The 18,359-nt window shown below is 60.3% G+C and carries 20 protein-coding genes; 17 read left to right on the top strand and 3 right to left on the bottom strand.

All coding sequences use genetic code 11. The features are described from left to right. The first annotated feature begins 21 nt into the window (after positions 1-21). The 14 genes from lptE to lipA all read left to right on the top strand — a co-directional run bounded on the left by lptE (position 22) and on the right by lipA (position 11,909). Positions 22-504: an LPS assembly lipoprotein LptE gene (gene lptE / locus G5149_RS09360; protein ID WP_005348079.1), complete on the top strand. Its 483-nt coding sequence runs from the start codon at positions 22-24 to the stop codon at positions 502-504. A 13-nt stretch (positions 505-517) separates the two neighbouring features. Beyond that, on the top strand, positions 518-1,555 hold the full coding sequence (holA, locus tag G5149_RS09365) for a DNA polymerase III subunit delta (protein ID WP_216978175.1): 1,038 nt from the start codon (positions 518-520) through the stop codon (positions 1,553-1,555). Beyond that, the gene (gene nadD, locus G5149_RS09370) at positions 1,549-2,220 is read left to right on the top strand and encodes a nicotinate-nucleotide adenylyltransferase (RefSeq protein WP_216978174.1); all 672 of its coding nucleotides are present in this window, start codon (positions 1,549-1,551) and stop codon (positions 2,218-2,220) included. The genes holA and nadD overlap by 7 nt, the downstream gene beginning before the upstream one ends. Before the next feature lie 97 nt (positions 2,221-2,317). Further along, a complete protein-coding gene (gene rsfS, locus G5149_RS09375) occupies positions 2,318-2,659 on the top strand; it encodes a ribosome silencing factor (RefSeq protein ID WP_005348085.1) in 342 nt (113 codons plus the stop codon). Between the two features lie 21 nt (positions 2,660-2,680). Then, positions 2,681-3,148 carry a 23S rRNA (pseudouridine(1915)-N(3))-methyltransferase RlmH gene (rlmH, locus tag G5149_RS09380; RefSeq protein ID WP_005348087.1) on the top strand — a complete coding sequence of 156 codons (468 nt, stop codon included), beginning with the start codon at positions 2,681-2,683 and terminating at the stop codon, positions 3,146-3,148. Between the two features lie 49 nt (positions 3,149-3,197). Further along, positions 3,198-5,120 carry a penicillin-binding protein 2 gene (gene mrdA, locus G5149_RS09385; protein WP_216953017.1) on the top strand — a complete coding sequence of 641 codons (1,923 nt, stop codon included), beginning with the start codon at positions 3,198-3,200 and terminating at the stop codon, positions 5,118-5,120. Then, positions 5,113-6,216 (top strand): rod shape-determining protein RodA, encoded by a 1,104-nt coding sequence (gene rodA / locus G5149_RS09390; protein ID WP_216978172.1) that lies wholly within the window; start codon positions 5,113-5,115, stop codon positions 6,214-6,216. The genes mrdA and rodA overlap by 8 nt, the downstream gene beginning before the upstream one ends. Further along, on the top strand, positions 6,213-6,350 hold the full coding sequence (locus G5149_RS09395; protein WP_216978171.1) for a hypothetical protein: 138 nt from the start codon (positions 6,213-6,215) through the stop codon (positions 6,348-6,350). The genes rodA and G5149_RS09395 overlap by 4 nt, the downstream gene beginning before the upstream one ends. Then, positions 6,350-7,348: a lytic murein transglycosylase B gene (mltB, locus tag G5149_RS09400; RefSeq protein ID WP_421212324.1), complete on the top strand. Its 999-nt coding sequence runs from the start codon at positions 6,350-6,352 to the stop codon at positions 7,346-7,348. Before G5149_RS09395 ends, mltB begins: the two co-directional genes overlap by 1 nt. Further along, positions 7,290-8,270, top strand: coding sequence for a septal ring lytic transglycosylase RlpA family protein (locus G5149_RS09405; protein WP_421212325.1), 981 nt, complete (start codon positions 7,290-7,292; stop codon positions 8,268-8,270). Before mltB ends, G5149_RS09405 begins: the two co-directional genes overlap by 59 nt. Positions 8,271-8,454: 184 nt before the next feature. Beyond that, entirely contained in the window at positions 8,455-9,651 is a 1,197-nt protein-coding gene (locus G5149_RS09410; protein WP_216953014.1) for a D-alanyl-D-alanine carboxypeptidase family protein, read from the top strand. 292 nt (positions 9,652-9,943) lie between these two features. Then, the gene (ybeD, locus tag G5149_RS09415) at positions 9,944-10,207 is read left to right on the top strand and encodes a DUF493 family protein YbeD (protein ID WP_005348100.1); all 264 of its coding nucleotides are present in this window, start codon (positions 9,944-9,946) and stop codon (positions 10,205-10,207) included. Positions 10,208-10,269: 62 nt separating this feature from the next. Further along, complete coding sequence (gene lipB, locus G5149_RS09420; RefSeq protein WP_216953013.1) at positions 10,270-10,947, top strand: lipoyl(octanoyl) transferase LipB; 678 nt, start codon at positions 10,270-10,272, stop codon at positions 10,945-10,947. After that, the gene (gene lipA, locus G5149_RS09425; protein WP_139740976.1) at positions 10,944-11,909 is read left to right on the top strand and encodes a lipoyl synthase; all 966 of its coding nucleotides are present in this window, start codon (positions 10,944-10,946) and stop codon (positions 11,907-11,909) included. The genes lipB and lipA overlap by 4 nt, the downstream gene beginning before the upstream one ends. Positions 11,910-12,014: 105 nt before the next feature. On the opposite strand, the gene G5149_RS09430 is transcribed toward lipA, so the two are convergent. Then, positions 12,015-12,578 (bottom strand): NUDIX domain-containing protein, encoded by a 564-nt coding sequence (locus tag G5149_RS09430; RefSeq protein ID WP_139409040.1) that lies wholly within the window; start codon positions 12,576-12,578, stop codon positions 12,015-12,017. 7 nt (positions 12,579-12,585) lie between these two features. Then, positions 12,586-13,386, bottom strand: coding sequence for a DUF2989 domain-containing protein (locus G5149_RS09435; protein ID WP_216978167.1), 801 nt, complete (start codon positions 13,384-13,386; stop codon positions 12,586-12,588). Positions 13,387-13,584: 198 nt separating this feature from the next. On the opposite strand from G5149_RS09435, the gene G5149_RS09440 reads away from it, so the two are divergent. Beyond that, on the top strand, positions 13,585-15,018 hold the full coding sequence (locus G5149_RS09440; RefSeq protein ID WP_421212326.1) for a glyceraldehyde-3-phosphate dehydrogenase: 1,434 nt from the start codon (positions 13,585-13,587) through the stop codon (positions 15,016-15,018). A gap of 62 nt (positions 15,019-15,080) precedes the next feature. After that, on the top strand, positions 15,081-15,374 hold the full coding sequence (locus G5149_RS09445; RefSeq protein WP_042061025.1) for a YeaC family protein: 294 nt from the start codon (positions 15,081-15,083) through the stop codon (positions 15,372-15,374). Positions 15,375-15,623: 249 nt separating this feature from the next. Here the strand turns inward: G5149_RS09445 and ansA are convergent, their stop codons facing one another. Next, complete coding sequence (gene ansA, locus G5149_RS09450; protein WP_216980274.1) at positions 15,624-16,679, bottom strand: asparaginase; 1,056 nt, start codon at positions 16,677-16,679, stop codon at positions 15,624-15,626. Positions 16,680-17,081: 402 nt separating this feature from the next. Here ansA and gltS point away from each other — a divergent pair, with 402 nt between their 5' ends. After that, entirely contained in the window at positions 17,082-18,281 is a 1,200-nt protein-coding gene (gene gltS, locus G5149_RS09455) for a sodium/glutamate symporter (RefSeq protein ID WP_216978165.1), read from the top strand. Positions 18,282-18,359: the final 78 nt, after the last annotated feature.

Here is an 18,359-nt window from a genome sequence, read left to right on the forward strand (position 1 = left end):
TTAATGCAAAGAGGATTTTCTATGGGCACCATCTTCACCCGCTGGATGGCCATCGTGCTGGCGGGTCTGCTGATGCAAGGCTGCGGCTTTCACATGCGCGGCACCGGCATCCCGGCCGAGCTGATGACCATGAAGGTCGTGGGCGACAACAAGAGCGACTTCTACCGGCTGGTGACCACCCGCCTGAAGGCCTCTGGCGTAACCCTGGCTGACAAGGAGGGCATTCCCGTGCTCACTCTGGGCATCATTCGCAGCTCCAGCCAGGTCGCCTCGGTCAACGCGCTGGGGACGGACACCGAATATGTGCTGGGCTTCACGACCCAGTTCACCATCTCGGCCCCGGGCAAGCCGACCCAGGTCTTCCCCATCAACTTCAACCGCAGCTTCCTCAACAAGCCGGATGCAGCTCTCGCCTCCTCTCGTGAACAGGAGCAGCTCAATCGCGAGATGCAGGAGCAGGCGGCCAATCAGGTGATCCGGCAGTTGAGCCAGGTCAGCTTCTGATGCGAGTATTTTGATGAGAGTCTACCCGGAACAATTTGGTGACCACCTCAAAGCAGGGCTTCGGCCCTGCTATCTCGTTTTTGGCGACGAGCCTCTGTTACGGCTGGAAGCCATCGACGCCATCCGTCAGATCGCCCGTAAACAGGGATTCGATGAGCGCCACACCTTTGTGGTCGAAGCCGGTCTGGACTGGAATCAGGTCTATGACGCCTGTCAGGCCATGAGCCTCTTCTCAGCCCGCCAGATCATCGAGCTGGAGCTGCCCGCCAAGGTCGACAAGGATCTGGCCGCCCGTATCAGCGAAATCGGCAAACAGCTCCATCCAGACCTGCTGCTGGTGCTGAGCGGCGGTCGCCTCAACCAGACCCAGATGAAGGCAGCCTGGTTCGATAAGCTCTACCAGATTGGCACCTATGTGCCGGTCAACCATCCGGAACCCAAATTCTTCCCGCGCTGGATGAGCGCCCGTTTTGCGCGTTTTGGCCTCAAGGCGCTGCCGGATGCCATCAACTTCATGTGCCACTCCTACGAGGGCAACCTGCTGGCGGCGAGTCAGGAGATCGAGAAGCTGACTCTGCTCTCGCCGCCACAGCCCATCAGCGTTACCTATCTGCAGGAAACAATCATCCGTCACGCCCACTTCACCCCGTTCCAGCTGGTCGATACCCTGCTGGAGGGGAAGGTGAACCGGGCCCAGCGGATCCTGGCCGCCCTGCGGGCAGAAGGCACCGAGCCGGGGATGCTGGCATGGACCCTCTGCCGCGAGCTGGAGCAGCTGACAGAGCTGTCGCTGGCGATGCGCAACGGCCAGCCGCTGGGGGAGCACTTCAGCCGCTTGCGCATCTGGCAAAGCCGCCAGCAACTCATTCAACAGGCGCTGACTCGCCTCCCCTTCGCCAAGCTGCAGCAACTGTGGCTGCTGATGGCCCAGCTGGATGACGCCCAGCGCCGCTTTGATACCGAGCAAGCCTGGCTGATGCTGCAGACCATCGCCCTTGGCTTTCGTGATGGCACCCCACTGCCGCTGGTCATGGAGAGCAGCCCATGCTGAAGCGTTCTGGCAGCTCGCTGCAGGCACCTGTCGGCTTGCTTGGCGGTACCTTCGACCCCGTTCATATCGGCCATCTGCGCCCCGCCATCGAGGCGCGCGATGCCATTGGTCTGGCCGAAGTGCGGCTGATCCCGAACCATATCCCGCCCCACCGCGCCAACCCGTTCTGCTCGAGCGAGCAGCGTCTCGCCATGGTCAAACTGGCGGCGGCGGAGAACCACCACTTTGTGGTGGATGAGCGGGAGCTGCGACGGGACAAGCCCTCTTACACCATCGATACCCTGATCGAGCTGCGTCAGGAGCTGCCCGATACGCCGCTATGTTTTCTGATGGGGATGGATTCCCTGCTGAGCCTGCCAGGCTGGCACCGCTGGCAGGAGCTGCTCGACTATGCCCATCTGGTGGTGAGCACCCGCCCCGGCTGGCAACCCGATTACCCGGCCGAACTGGCGCAGCTGCTAGCCAGTCATCAGGTCAAAGAGGTCGAAGCCCTGCGTCGGCAACGGGCTGGCTATATCTGGCTGGCCAGCAACCAGCCCATTGAATTGTCTGCCACCTGGCTGCGCCAACTGCTGGCGGCGGGAGAAGATCCCCGCTACCTCTTGCCCGAGCCGGTTGCGCACTATATTGATCAACAGGGGCTCTACCGCGCCATTTGCCGGTAAGACTTCCCGGCGGCTCCGTTCCGATAGGAAACGGGAGTGACCATGATATAATCCGCCGCCCTCACGCTGTCAGGCGCCGGAATACAGGAGAGACTCATTGCAAGGCCAAGAACTGCACGCCTTTATCATCGACAAGATCGATGACATGAAAGGCCGCGACATCATCACCCTCGATGTACGCGGCAAATCCAGCATCACTGACACCATGATCGTCTGCTCCGGCAACTCCAGTCGTCACGTCAGCGCCATCGCCAACCATCTGGCCAGTGAGGCCCGCCATGCCGGGCTTGATCTACTGAGCGTGGAAGGTGAATCTGGCGGCGAGTGGGTGCTGGTAGATATGGGCTCGGTGATCGTGCATGTGATGCAGGATGAATATCGTGACTTCTACCAACTGGAAAAACTGTGGAGCGGTGCCGCTCAGATGAACACGCAATAACGAGAGCAGCAACGTAGCAAGATGAAGATTCAGTTGATTGCGGTGGGCACCAAGATGCCCGCCTGGGTGGAGCATGGCTTCGAAGAGTATCGCCGTCGCTTCCCAAAAGATATGCCGTTCGAGCTGGTGGAGATTGGCGCCGGCAAACGGGGCAAAAATGCCGATATTCCCCGCATTCTGCAAAAAGAGGGGGAGGCCATGCTGACGGCAGCGGGGCGCTCGCGCATCGTCACTCTCGATATTCCGGGCAAACCCTGGACCACGGAGCAACTCGCCGTGCAACTGGAAGCGTGGAAGCTCGATGGCCGCGATGTGGCCCTGCTGGTGGGTGGGCCGGAAGGCTTGTCCCCCGAGTGCAAGGCTGCCGCCGAGCAGAGCTGGTCGCTGTCGCCGCTCACCCTGCCCCATCCGCTGGTACGGGTACTGGTGGCCGAGAGCCTCTACCGTGCCTGGAGCATAACGACCAATCACCCTTATCACAGAGAGTGAACCATGCCGTTCCTGCCGTTATTGCCCCCCACAAATCCGAGGTAAAGGCATGTTGAAACAACGCATCGAGATGCGCGATCACAGTGCCGAGGGCAATCTGTTCTTCCGGCGCACCCTGGTAGCCTACATCGGCATCGTGGTGCTGATGCTGGTGCTGCTGGGCAATCTCTACTACCTGCAGGTGGAGTCCTACGACACCTACCAGACCCGTTCCAACTCCAACCGTATCCGGGTGGTGCCGGTGGCGCCACCACGGGGGCTCATCTACGACACCAACGGCGTGCTGCTGGCGGAGAATCGCCCTGTCTACAGTCTGGAAATCGTCCCGGAAGAGACCAGGGATCTTGAAAAAACTGCCGACCAGCTGATCGCCCTGCTGGGGCTGCCGGAAGGCACCAAAGAGAAGTTTCTGACCGAAGTAAAACGCCAGCGTCGCTTCAAGCCGGTCCCTCTCTACGAGAAGCTGACCGAATATCAGGTGGCGCTCTTCTCGGTCAACCAGCACAACTATCCGGGTGCAAGCATCGAGGCCTACCTCAAGCGCTACTACCCGTTTGGCGACACCCTGACCCATGCGCTGGGTTATGTGGCCAAGATCAATACCCGCGACGTGGAACGTCTCGAAAAAGAGGACAAACTCGCCAACTATGCCGCCACCAAGGATATCGGCAAGCAGGGGGTGGAGAAGTATTACGAGGATGAGCTGCACGGGGTGGCGGGTTATCAGGAGGTCGAGGTCAACAACCGCGGCCGGATTGTCCGCACCCTCAAGTTCCAGCCTCCGGTTCCGGGCAAGGATATCTACCTCAATATCGACGTCCGGATGCAGCTCAAGGCCCAGCAACTGCTGGCCGGCCAGCGTGGTGCCATCGTGATGATGAACCCGAAAACCGGTGCCATCCTGGCGCTGGAGTCGAGCCCGAGCTATGACCCCAACCTGTTCGTGACAGGCATATCCAGCGCCAACTACTCGGCACTGCTCAACGATCCGGCACGGCCGCTGGTGAACCGTACCACTCAGGGGATCTATGCCCCCGCCTCCACCGTCAAACCCATGATGTCCATCATGGGCCTCAACGAGGGGGCCATTACCCCGGGCTACCGCTATTTCGGCGGCCCGAGCTTCTCCATTCCCGGCACCACCAAGAAGTTCCGTGACTGGCGCCGCTGGGGCCACGGCTGGCTCGATGTCTATCGCGCCATCGAGGTCTCGGCCGATACCTACTTCTACGATCTCGCCTATCGGGTCGGTATCGACAAGATCCACAGCTATATGACCAAGTTCGGTTTCGGTCAGTACACTGGCGTCGATCTCTATGAAGAGACCAAGGGCGTCATGCCGTCTCGCGACTGGAAGATGGCCCGCTGGCGCCAGCCCTGGTATCAGGGTGACACCATCTCGGTCGGTATCGGTCAGGGCTACTGGAGCGCGACACCACTCCAGCTGGCCAAGGCGATCAGCATCCTGACCCAAAACGGCCACGACGTGACGCCGCACTTGCTCAAGAGCACCGCTTCGCAGGCGGGGGTGGTCGATGCCCCGGTCAACCCCAACATCGCCCTCAAGCTCAAGAGCGACAGCTACTGGAAAGTAGCCCAGGACGGCATGTGGCGCGTCAACCATGGCAGTGAAGGCAGTGGCCGTCATGCATTTGCAAAGGCCCCCTACTCGTCAGGTGGTAAATCAGGCACTGCGCAGGTAGTCGGTTTGAAGGAAAATCAGGTCTACAACATCAAGACCGTCAAAGCGGAGCATCGCGATAACGCCCTATTCGTTGCCTATGCCCCCTTTGAGGCGCCCAAAGCGGTCGTCGCACTGGTGCTGGAAAACTCCATTGGTGGTGGTGGTGGCCGGGCTGCATCGCCCATTGCACGCCAGATGCTGGATGCCTATCTGCTGCCTCCAGATCCGCAACTGCCACCGGCACCGGAAAAGCCGTCCCAACCGAGTGAGGTCGCCCCCCATGAGTAATTCAGCCCGCCAGCAGAGTATCTGGTACAAGCTGCATATCGACCTGCCCCTGCTGTTGGGTCTGCTGGCCGTTGTCGCCCTCTCCATGGTGGTGCTCTACTCAGCGTCAGGCCAGGATATGGACTCCATCGTGCGCCAACTGGTGCGCGGCGGCCTCGCCTTTGCCCTGATGATAGGCATGGCCCAGCTCCCTCCCTCCCTCTACGCCCGCTGGTCGGTGCCGCTGTTCGCCGTGGTGGTGCTGATGCTGATTGCGGTAGACGTATTCGGCCATATCGGCAAGGGGGCCCAGCGCTGGCTCGATCTCGGCTTTATGAAGTTCCAGCCCTCCGAAGTGATGAAGCTCTCCATGCCCATCATGGTGGCGGCCTGGCTCAGCCGCCACTCGCTTCCCCCCAAGTTCAGCCATGTGGTGATCGCCCTCATCATGGTGCTGCTGCCCACCCTGCTGATCGCCGCCCAGCCCGACCTTGGCACCTCCATTCTGGTGGCCGCCTCCGGCTTCTTCGTGATCTTTCTGGCGGGGCTCAGCTGGTGGCTGATCGGCTTGGCGGTTCTACTGATGCTGGCCTTTATGCCGGTGCTCTGGTTCTTCCTGATGCACGACTACCAGCGCCAGCGGGTGCTGATGCTGCTCGACCCGGAGAAAGACCCGCTCGGCCGCGGCTACCACATCATCCAGTCCAAGATTGCCATCGGCTCCGGTGGCGTCTTCGGCAAGGGGTGGCTGCAAGGGACCCAGTCCCAGCTGGAGTTCTTGCCCGAGCGCCACACCGACTTCATCTTCGCGGTATTTAGCGAGGAGTTCGGTCTGGTGGGGGTTGCCCTGCTGCTGGTGCTCTATCTCTATGTCATCAGCCGCTGTCTGTTTATCTCGATGCAGGCCCAGAACAGCTTCGAGCGACTGCTGGGCGGCGCCATCACTCTCACCTTCTTCGTCTATGTGTTCGTCAACATGGGCATGGTGAGTGGCATCCTGCCGGTGGTGGGGGTTCCCCTGCCGCTGGTGAGCTATGGCGGCACCTCCATGGTGACCCTGATGGCCGGCTTTGGCATACTGATGTCCATCCAGACTCATAGAAGGCTGCTGGCATGATGAGATGGATCTATTTGCCGGCGGTGGGTGTTCCCCTGCTGCTGAAGATCGATGGCAGCACCTCCATGGTGACCTTGATGGCCGGATTCGGTATCCTGATGTCAATTCAGACTCATAGAGGGCTGCTTGCCTGATGAAACGGGTTGGATTGTTGCTCTCTCTCGCCGCCTCGATGGCAACCGCTGCCGTGGCGCCGGATCGCTTGGCCCTGCTCGCCGAACAGCAGCAAGTGCCGCTGGCGGAGCTGCAGGCTGCCGTCGCCCGCGCTCAGTTACGGCAGGAGGTGCTCGACACCATCAGCAAGCCGTGGGAGGCCAAACCCTGGCATCGCTACCGGCCGCTGTTTGTTACCCCGGATCGCATCCGTGACGGCCAGCAGTTCTGGCAGCAACATGCCGAGACGCTGGCCCGCGCGGAACAGCTCTATCGGGTGCCGGCCTCGCTCATCGTGGCCATCATAGGGGTCGAGACCTTCTACGGTCGCCAGATGGGCCGTCATCCGGTGCTCGATAGCCTCTACACCCTGGGGTTCCACTACCCGGAGCGCAGCGACTTCTTTGCCAAGGAGTTTGCCCAGCTGGTGGTGCTGGCCAAAGAGGAAGGGTGGCAACTCGATGCCCTCAAGGGCTCCTATGCCGGCGCCATGGGGATGGGGCAGTTCATGCCCTCCAGCTACCGCCACTACGCCGTCGACTTTGACGGGGATGGCAAGCGGGATCTGTTTGCCAACCCGGTCGATGCCATCGGCAGCGTGGCCAACTATTTTGCCAGCCACCAGTGGCGCTGGGGCGAATCCGTGGTGGAACCGGCCCAGATCGGGTTGATGGCAGTCGAACCTCTACTCAGGCCTGAGCCCGAGTTAACACAACAGTGGTCAGAACTGGCGGCGGCAGGGATTGAGCTCGCCACGCCGCTGGCCCCACAGACGCCGGTCAAGTTGCTGGCGTTTGCCCAAGCCGATGGACCGGAATACTGGGTCGCACGGCATAACTTTTATGTGATCACCCGTTACAATCGCAGCCCACTCTACGCGATGGCGGTGTATCAACTTAGCCAAGCCATTCAGGAAGCGTATGCATCTTCGTCACAAACTCCTCCCGCTCAGCCTGAGCTTGTTGCTGGCCGCCTGTAGCAGCCAGCCGAAACAGAGCGCCCCCGTAGAGCCGCAAGCACCGGTCAGCAAGCCACCCGTTATCGAGATCCCGCAAGCCACCGGCGCCATTCCGCGCCCCGAGCCCCTGAGTGCCAGCGGCAACCGGGACTACTGGATCGGCAAGCAGAAGCACGAGGTGTGGCGCGACATCAAACACTACAGCGAAGAGGGCACCGCCAGCTGGCTGTCGCCGGATCTGGACGGCCAGCAGACCGCCAACGGCGATGTGCTGGACAGCAAGCTGTTCAGTGCCGCCCACCGCAACCTGCCCATCCCGAGCTATGTGAGGGTCACCAATCTGGACAACGGGCTGGAGACCATAGTGCGGGTCAACGATCGCGGTCCATTCAACAGCCCGCGCCTGATCGACCTCTCCTACGCAGCGGCCAAGCAGCTGGAGATGGTCGACAGCGGTGAGGCCCGAGTACGGCTGGAGCTGATTAGCGACACCCCGGATCAGATGGTGATCATGGAGCCGATGAAGCCCATCGAAATGACTCCGACCACTCCGGCTGCGGCCTCCAACACGCTGTCGCAAGATGGCTTCCTGGGTGAACCAACCGCACTGGCGATGGCCACTCCCGCTGCTGCCCCTGCTCCCGTCAAGGCGCCAGCGGCCAAGCCTGCCAAAGCGGCACCTGTCAAGCAGGCTCCGGCCAAGGCTGCAGCGCCCGCCAGCAGCGGTGATGGCAAGATGATCCAGGTACTGGCCAGCGGCTCCCGGGATCGGGCCGAGGTGATGGGCAAGGTGATGACCCAGCGCCATGGTGTGCCCTACCGGATTGAAGCCCATGGCGCCATCTTCCGGGTCTTGATCGGCCCGGTGGAGGCGGATAAACAAGCCGCACTGCTGGAAAAAGTACGGCAAGGGGGACTGGAACAGGCCTTTATCGTGCCCTGATCCCTCCTCTGACAGCGGCGGTGACCAATCTCCTGGCCCCGCCATCACGTCGCTTTATGGCGTGATGGCAGGGATTGATGGATAAAAAACCAGTCATGATCGCCATGTCGGACTATAACCTGCGGGCGCATCTGGTATAGTTAGGCCCGCATTTTATCCCCATCTGGCTCGCAGGAATTTCAAGATGTCCAAATTTGCCCGTTCAGTTCTTCTGGCCTCACTGATCAGCGTAACCGCTCAGGCCAATACGCCGGTGCCGACACCCACGCCGAACGCCAACCCAGTGGTGGTTCCCGCCGCGCCGGAGATCTCCGCCAAGGCCCATATCCTGATCGACTACTACTCCGGTCAGGTGCTGGCCGAGCAGAACGCCGACGAGCGTCTGCCCCCTGCCAGCCTGACCAAGATGATGACCTCCTACATCGTTGGCGACGAGCTGCACAAGGGGAACATCAAGGGCACCGACATGGTGACCATCAGCCAGAACGCCTGGTCCAAGAACTACTCAGACTCCTCCAAGATGTTTATCGAGGTGGGCAAGCAGGTCTCTGTCGATGACCTGAACAAGGGCATCATCATCCAGTCCGGCAACGATGCCTGCGTCGCCATGGCCGAACATCTGGCCGGCAGTACCGACTCCTTCGCCAGCCTGATGAATGCCTGGGCCGCCAAGCTCGGCATGAAGGACACCCAGTTCAAGAACCCCCACGGTCTGGATGAAGAGGGTCACTACAGTACAGCCCGTGATATGGCCCGCCTGGGTCAGGCACTGATCCATGATCAGCCGGAGGAGTACAAGATCTACTCCCAGAAATCCTTCGTCTTCAACGGTATCACCCAGCACAACCGCAACCGCCTGCTGTGGGATCAATCCCTGCAAGTGGATGGCATCAAGACCGGCCACGTCAGCCAGGTCGGCTATAACCTGGTCTCCTCTGCCACCAACAACGAAGGCATGCGCCTGATCGCCGTGGTACTGGGCGCCAGCAGCGAAGCCTCCCGCGCCGCCGAGAGCAAGAAACTGCTCACCTACGGCTTCCGCTTCTTCCAGAGCCTGACTCCGTACAAGGCAGGCACCGAGCTGGTCACCCAGAAGATCTGGATGGGCGACAAATCTGAAGTGAAACTGGGCGTCGACAAGGATGTCTCCGTGCTGGTCACCCGCGGTCAGGGCAACAACCTCAAGGCAGACTTCCAGCTCGACAGCGAGCTGAAAGCCCCGTTGGCCAAGGGTCAACGCGTTGGTACCGTGTTCCTGAAGCAGGGTGACAAAGAGATCAAGCAGGTACCGCTGGTCGCTCTGGAAGAGGTGCAGGAAGGTGGCTTGATGAGCCGTCTGTGGGACTACCTGGTACTGCTGGTCACCAGCTGGTTCAAGTAATCCGACGCACAATCCTCACCAAACAGCGGCGCCAACAGGCGCCGCTGCTGTCTGCGCCGGACAATGGCAGTGAATAACCCTGTAAACTGCAGGTTCCGCCTTACCCTGATTTGTGGTAAAAAGCAGCACTTCCATCCTTGTCTGACCGCTCTCGGCCTTGATCCCGGAGTGTGCGGCGCCCATATAGGGTTTAGCCGCACCCATACAGACTTGAAATGGCGGCCTCCACGGGCCATCGGCCACTAGCCATCCAAGATGAAGTCATCATGCTGATGACGAAAAAGGTGAGTAAATGAATACCAAGTTTGATGAACTGCTGGAGTTTCCCTGCAAATTCCCGTTCAAGGTACTCGGCATCGCGGATCCTGCGTTGCCGGATATGGTGGTTGAAGTGCTGCAGCAGCACGCTCCGGGTACCTACAGCCCGACCGTCCAGCCAAGCTCCAAGGGGAACTACCACTCGGTTCGCGTGACCGTGACAGCCCAGAGCAAAGAGCACATCGAAGCGATGTACACTGCGCTTGGCAAGATCGAGCTGGTGAAATACGTACTGTAATTTCTCTCTCGCCCCGTTCTGCGGGGCGACTGTTTTTGGCCGCAGCACGCCACGAGGACACCATGTCATCCCAGATCCCCGCTCAGCACAGCCTGATAGTCAGGCAGCTGGGTCGCCGCCCCTACCAGCCGGTATGGGACGCCATGAAAGCCTTCACCGACAACCGCACCAGCGACACCCCGGACGAGTTCTGGGTGGTCGAACATGACCCCGTCTACACCCAGGGCCAGGCCGGCAAGGCCGAACACCTGCTCAATCCGGGCAATATCCCGGTGGTGCAGAGCGATCGCGGCGGTCAGGTGACCTATCACGGCCCGGGCCAGCTGGTACTCTACGTCCTGGTGGATGTCCGCCGCTGCAAATTCTCGGTGCGCGAGCTGGTGACCGCGCTGGAAACAGCCATCATCAACACCTTGGCCAAAAGCAATATCCAGGCCTATGCCAAGGCAGATGCCCCCGGGGTCTATGTGAAAAATGACCTTGGCATGGAGGCCAAACTGGCCTCGCTGGGACTGCGCATCCGCAAGGGTTGCTCGTTCCACGGGCTGGCCCTCAACATCAACATGGACATGACCCCCTTCCTGCACATCAATCCGTGCGGCTATGCGGGCATGGCCATGACCCAGACCAGCGCCCTGGGCGGCCCGCAGAGCGTGGCCGAGGCGCAATCCATTCTGGTGGCCGAACTGGCCAGCCTGATTGGCTATCAGACAATAACAAACACCGAGAGTGAATCATGAGCAAACCCGTTCGTATGGAGCCGGGCGTCAAGCTGCGCGATGGCGACAAGATGGCCCTGATCCCGGTGAAATTCATGCCGGATCCCAACGAAGAAATCCTTCGCAAGCCGGACTGGATGCGGATCAAACTCCCCCCTTCCAGCCAGAAGATCGAACACATCAAGAGCACCTTGCGCAAGAACAAGCTGCACTCGGTCTGTGAAGAGGCTTCCTGCCCCAACCTGGCGGAGTGTTTCAACCACGGCACGGCCACCTTCATGATCATGGGCGCGATCTGCACCCGGCGCTGCCCCTTCTGCGACGTGGCCCACGGCCGCCCGCTGGCACTCGATCCGGAAGAACCGAAGAAGCTGGCGCTCACCATCAAGGAGATGAACCTCAAGTATGTGGTGATCACCTCGGTGGACCGCGACGATCTGCGCGACGGCGGTGCCCAGCACTTCGCCGACTGCATCCGCGAGATCCGCGAGCACAGCCCGCAGACCCGCATCGAGATCCTGACCCCGGACTTCCGTGGCCGGATGGAGCAGGCCCTTGAGGTGTTCCGCGAAACGCCGCCGGACGTCTTCAACCACAACCTGGAAACTGCGCCGCGCATGTATCGCGTCGCTCGCCCGGGTGCCGACTACAAGTGGTCGCTGGAGCTGCTGCGCCGTATCAAGGAGATGCACCCTCACGTGCCGACCAAATCCGGTCTGATGATGGGCCTTGGCGAGACCAACGAAGAGATCGTCGAGGTGCTCAAGGATCTGCGCGCCCACGGCGTCAACATGCTGACCCTGGGTCAGTATCTGCAGCCGAGCCGCCACCACCTGCCGGTCAAGCGCTACGTGCCGCCAGCAGAGTTTGACGAGCTGAAAGATGTCGCCATGGAGCTGGGCTTTACCCACGCCGCCTGTGGTCCTTTCGTTCGCTCTTCCTACCATGCTGATCTGCAAGCCAAGGGCGAAGAGGTCAAATGATCTCGCACGACAGAGAGGCCAAATAACCGCCTCCATCTCAATTAAAAAGAGCGCCTATTGGCGCTCTTTTTGCTGGTATCACTGACCGTCGCGGCTTGATCTACTTCAGTAGCCGTGGTCGAAGATCCCCTGTTGATGCCAGCGTTGCAGCTGGGCCAGCACCCGGGTCTCTCGCGCCGTCCACTGGGGACAGGGTCCCGCCAGCTGGGTCTTGTTGGTTTGCAGCGCTTCGTCGAGGGCAAACCAGCCGGGCACGAAGCCAAGGCGGATCTCGTAGGGCTGTGGCTGCGGGGCCACCAGCTGATCGCCAATCCGGCACAAGTAGTAGAGCGAGCGGATGCAGTAGGCATCAAACCCCGGCTCGCGGGCGGCGCGATATTCACGGGTCTCGCCAAGCAGGCCACCCACTTCCCGCAGTTCGGCACCACACTCCTCCAGCAGCTCGCGAGCGAGCGCCACATGGTGGCTCTCCCCCGCTTCAATGCCGCCCCCGGGGAACATCAGATCGCCGTTGACCCGGGAGTGCACCAGCAGCAGCTCGTCGCCACGGGGCACCACGGCGCGCACCGTGAGGCGCTCCAGAGTACGGCCATCGGTACGTACCTCGCCATGAACGAAAGAGAGATCGAACGGATTGGGCCAGCAGCTGGCCGGAGAAAACGTCGTCATCACTGCATCAGGGTCGGTAGTTGCCATGCTTGAGCTGCTCGACAATCTCGGCAGCCCGAACATCGTAGCCATCCTGCTCTGTCTTGCTCAGGGTGTGGTAGATGCCAAAACGCTTGGCTGAGACCTCGGGGCTATCCTGAAACGACTCGCTCACCTTGCCCCACAGATAGGCCAGCCCATACTGTTTCTGGCCCATATAGAGGGTGCTGAGGGAGGTGAGCAGGCGGCTGTTTATCTTGTCACCTTCCCGATAGAGGGAGAGGCCGTGATGCATGATGGAAATAGCTTTCTCGGGGTCGCTCTTGGCGTAGGCTCCGCCAAGGGCCAGCTGCAGTTCCGGTTCGTCGAGCACCTTGTTGCCTTCCAGTGCCATGAACTGCTGACGGGCCAGCTCGTTGGTGTTGTTGGTCCAGTGCCAGAGCAGCAGGTAGGGATCTTGCGAATTGCGAGTCGCCGCATCGAGCTGGGCCAGCTGATCCTCGGCCGCCAGCATGCCCTCTACCCGTGGACTCTTCTGCTCGCGGGCATTCTTGTATTCAATGCTGGTGGAGCGCTCGGCACATTTGAGATAGCGCTCAAGGTTGCGCATCAGCTCGTACTTGCGCCGATCCGTCCCCTCCTCCTTGAGATAGAAGCGACTGCGGATCACATCGGTACGCTCGTAGCGACACCAGCCATCGTCCACCAGATCCTGGCAGAGCTCGGGATGATTGCCACAGATGTTGTGGATCCGATCGTCATTGCAGCCAGCCACGGCAAGGCCGACTGAAAGCATGATGAAGGTCTGTCGCAGAGGGAAATTGGCCATGGTTCACATCTTGTTGGTAACAACTGGCGCCTTCACAGGCCACCTCCGGCTAGCAAACCGGTTACATATCCATTACAATGCGCGCGCCATATAAGGCCGCGACTGCAGAATAATATAACGAAATATAGACCCCTACACTGATCTGCATTCGACGAATTTTCTATTTACACCAACAACGTGAAATAAAGGATCTGGTCAATGACCCACGAGCACTACTTGCAAGCGTGGCAGGAGAGCCAGGAGCTCGCCGAAGCCATGCAGCCCTTGATTGGTCGCCTCTACCGACAACAAGGGGTCGAGATCACCCTCTACGGCCGCCCGCTGCAAAACGCCTCCACCATCGATATCCTCAAGGCCCACCGGGTCGTCCGCCGCCACCAGGGCGCTCCACTCCCCATCCAGCAAAGCTTCCCCCTGCTCCAGGCCATCGTTGCCCTCAAACCCACCGCCGCCGAGGTTGACCTTGGCAAGCTGGCAGTCGGCTACTGGCAGGATCATCAGGATGAAGCGGGGATCGAGGACTATCTGCAAGCGCGACTGGCACCTGCCCTTGGCCGCAGCCAGATGCCGCAGCCGACCGACGTGGTGCTCTACGGCTTTGGCCGTATCGGTCGCCTGCTGGCCCGCCTGCTGATCGAGCGTACCGGCGCCGCCAATCCGCTGCGCCTGCGCGCCATCGTGGTGCGTGGCGGTCGCGACGGGGATCTGGAGAAACGTGCCAGCCTGCTGCGCCGCGACTCGGTGCACGGTCCCTTCAACGGCTCCATCGAGGTGGATGTGGAGCGCAGCGCCATCATCGCCAACGGCACCTTCATTCAGGTGATCTACGCCAATAGCCCGGCCGACATCGACTACACCGCCTACGGCATTCACGATGCGCTGATCGTCGACAACACCGGCGTCTGGCGTGACGAAGCAGGCCTCTCCGAGCACCTGAAAGCGCGCGGTGCCGGCAAGGTGCTGCTGACAGCTCCCGGCAAGGGGGAGATGAAAAACGTGGTGTTCGGGGTCAACCATGAGGTGATAGGCCCGGGTGACAGGATCATCTCCTCCGCCTCCTGCACCACCAACGCTATCACCCCGGTGCTCAAGGTGATGCAGGACAAGTACGGCATCCGCCACGGCCACGTGGAGACGGTCCACTCCTACACCAACGATCAGAACCTCATCGACAACTACCACAAAGGCGAGCGCCGCGGTCGCAGCGCGGCCCTCAATATGGTGATGACCAGCACCGGCGCCGCCAAGGCGGTGACCAAGGCGCTGCCCGAACTCAAGGGCAAGCTGACCGGCAACGCCATCCGGGTACCGACTCCCAACGTGTCGCTGGCCATCATCAATCTGTCGCTGGAGCAGGCCACCGATCGGGAGAGCCTCAACGCTTATCTGCAGCAGATGGCGCTAAGCTCGGCCCTCCATCGCCAGATCGACTTCAGTGCCAGCACCGAGCTGGTCTCCTCCGACATGGTGGGTTCCCGTTATGCGGGCATCGTCGACTCCCAGGCGACCATCGCCGAGGGGGATCACTGCGTGCTCTACGTATGGTATGACAACGAGTTCGGGTACAGTTGTCAGGTAGTGCGGGTGATGGAACAGATGGCTGGCGTAGTCCGCCAGGATCTGCCTGCATAGCCCGTCAGGATCTGCCCGTCAGATCCCGCAGCTTATAGCTCAATAGTTCAAGGAGAGGCCGGATGTCGTTTCAACAGGGTGAGTTTTTGCAAGCAATCAGGCAGATGCCACAAGAGGTGTACGAGCGGCTCAAAACCGCAGTCGAGCTGGGCAAGTGGCCCGATGGCAAGCCCCTCACCGACGAGCAGAAGGCCACCTCCCTGCAAGCAGTGATGGCCTGGCAGGCGATGCATCTCGACAATCCGGAGCACATGAATATCGGTCGTGATGGCGAGATCGTGATGAAGAGCAAGAGCGAGCTCAAGCGTCAGTATCGCGATGAGGAAGAGATAGTGCGGGTCGACCTTAACCATTGAACCTGACCCGGTAGGCCGCTCGCAGCGGCCACAACAGAGAGGGGAGCCATAATGGCTCCCCTCTTTTTCCACTCTCCCCATGGTGGGGAGGTCAGAAGCTGTTCACGACCTGTAGCGAGAAGACGTCAGCAAGGTGAAGAGCAGCGCAGGAAGCGGAGCGTATAGATATACGTGAGCCTCTGGTTCACAAACACGCGAGCAGCACATGAGCCTTGATCGCGGCTTCGCAGTAAGATCGTGGACAGTTTCTCAGGGAGTCAGCTCCCCACGCAGGGACTGCTGCATCAACTCGCGAATGCGGTGGGAAGGCAAGTTCTGGCTCAGCAGGAAATGGAGCTTGGTGAGTGCTGCCTCGGCGGTCATGTCAAAGCCCGAAATGACCCCGGCCCGCGACAGGGCATTGCCAGTGGCGTAGCCACCCATATTGACCTTGCCGTGCAGGCACTGGCTCAAGTTGACGATGATGACGCCGCGGGCCGAGGCCTCGGAGAGCAGTGCCAGCATGGCCGGATTCTGCGGCGCATTGCCCACTCCGAACGACAGCAGGATCAGCGCCTTCACCGGCTGTTGCAGGATATTGGCGATCACCTCGCTGGAGATCCCCGGATAGAGGGTCACCACGCCAATGGGCTGAGGGGTGATGTCGTGCAGTACCAGCGGCCGCTCGGACGGCACACCCAGTTCGCCCGCCTCCAGCGAGATGGCGATCCCGGCATTGAGCAGCGGCGGATAGTTGGGGGAGTCGAAGGCGTGGAAGCCGTCGGCGTGCACCTTCTTGCTGCGGTTGCCGCGATAGAGCTGGTTGTTAAAGAACAGCGTCACCTCGTGGATCGGGTAGTTGGCCGCAATATAGAGGGCGTTGAGCAGGTTCTGCTGACCGTCGGATCGCAGCTCGGCGAGCGGGATCTGGGAGCCGGTAATGATGACCGGTTTGTGCAGATCTTCGAGCATGAAGGAGAGCGCCGAGGCGGTGAACGACATGGTGTCGGTGCCGTGCAGGATCACAAAGCCATCGTACTTGTCGTAGTTGTCGCGAATATCTTCAGCGATACGCTGCCAGTCCGCCGGGGTCATGTCGGAAGAGTCAATGAGGGGCGCATATTCGTGGATATGGTAATCCGGCATCTCGGGGCGGTGGAACTCGGGCATCCGCGCCAGACAGTCTTCCATAAAGCCAGCCATCGGCACGTAGCCGTGCTCGGAACGCTGCATCCCAATGGTGCCGCCTGTGTAGGCGATATAGATGGACTTCTTCTTCACACCCTCTCCTCTTGATGAAGTGAACACCGCCGGCACAGGAGCCATATCGGGGTGAACCACAATGTCAACACCCGCCAGCTCCTCTGCGCGCAGCGGAAACCGGCGAATTATAGAGACTGACACCCTAAATGACAGCCGTTCCCTACCCTCTTTTTGGCTTTTTCACTCACCACCACCATGGTATTAAATTTCACAATAAGGCACCCAGGCGAACATTAATACGACAAAGTTGGCACCAAACGACGTTTTTTGCTACTATTCGCCCGATTTTTCGTAAATATCATCTGGATGCCTGAATATTTCAGGCCCGCACTGGCCCTATTTTCATGGGGCGGGGAGCACTCTCCCCTTCTTAAAGTTGGCCTATAAGCCACACTGTTTTTATCCCGGCTGAATCTGTGAGTCTTCACCAACAGAAGGCACAGCCAATCAACATGGGAGTACTGAATGATACAACTTGATTCCTACGCAACACTGGTCGCTGCCACTCTGGTATTACTGCTTGGCCGAGTGCTAGTCACTCGTGTCGGGCTGCTTCGAACCTTCAACATCCCTAAACCGGTTGCCGGTGGTCTGGTGGTCGCGCTGGTGCTACTGCTGCTACGCTCCACCCTGCAGATGGAGCTGCAATTCGATACCAGCCTGCAGACACCGCTGATGCTGGCGTTTTTTGCCTCCATTGGTCTCTCTGCCGATCTCGCCAGCCTCAAGCGCGGCGGCAAAGCGGTACTCACCTTTCTGCTGGTAGTTACCGGTCTGCTGCTGGTACAGAACAGCCTGGGCGTGGGTCTGGCGACTCTGCTTGGCCTGGATCCCCACATGGGGCTGCTGGCCGGTTCCATCACCCTCTCCGGCGGTCACGGTACCGGGGCGGCCTGGGGCGCCACCTTCACCGAGAAGTACGGTGTGCAATCCGCCGCCGAACTGGCCATCGCCTGTGCCACCTTCGGCCTGGTACTGGGGGGGTTGATCGGCGGCCCGGTGGCCCGCTATCTGGTGAAAAAGGTGCAGGTGCCCGGTGAGGAGCACAACCGGGATGGCGCACCTCAAGGCTTCGAGATGCCGGACATGGAGCGGCCCCTCACCACCTTCAGCGTCATCGAGACGCTGGCGCTGATTGCCATCAGTCTCAAGGGAGGCGAGATACTCTCCGCCTACCTGAAAGGGGGCGCTTTCGAACTACCAGTGTTCGTCTGCGTGCTGTTCGTCGGCGTACTGCTGCGCAATGTGCTGACCCTGCTGAACTGGCACGAGGTGAGCGACCGCGAGGTCTCCCTGCTCGGCAACGTCAGCCTGTCACTATTCCTCGCCATGGCCTTGATGAGTCTGCGATTGTGGGATCTGGCCAACCTGGCGCTCCCCATCTTTATCCTGCTGGCCGCCCAGACCGTAGCGATGGCACTCTACGCCATCTTCGTTACGTTCAGGGTGATGGGCAGCAACTATGATGCGGCCGTACTGGCAGCGGGCCACTGCGGCTTCGGTCTGGGAGCAACCCCGACAGCCATTGCCAATATGCAGGCCATCACCCAGCGCTTTGGTCCCTCCCATCTGGCGTTTCTGGTGGTGCCCATGGTGGGCGCCTTCTTTATCGACATCATTAACGCCATGGTGATCAAGCTATTCCTGGCACTGCCCTTCTTGTAATTCCCTGTAGTCAGACGTAAATACAAATGCGCCCACCAATCGGTGGGCGCTTTTTGTTTACTGGACTCGTCATCTTGT

This window comes from Aeromonas sp. 600479 (assembly GCF_049175515.1).
Lineage (GTDB): Bacteria > Pseudomonadota > Gammaproteobacteria > Enterobacterales > Aeromonadaceae > Aeromonas > Aeromonas veronii_A.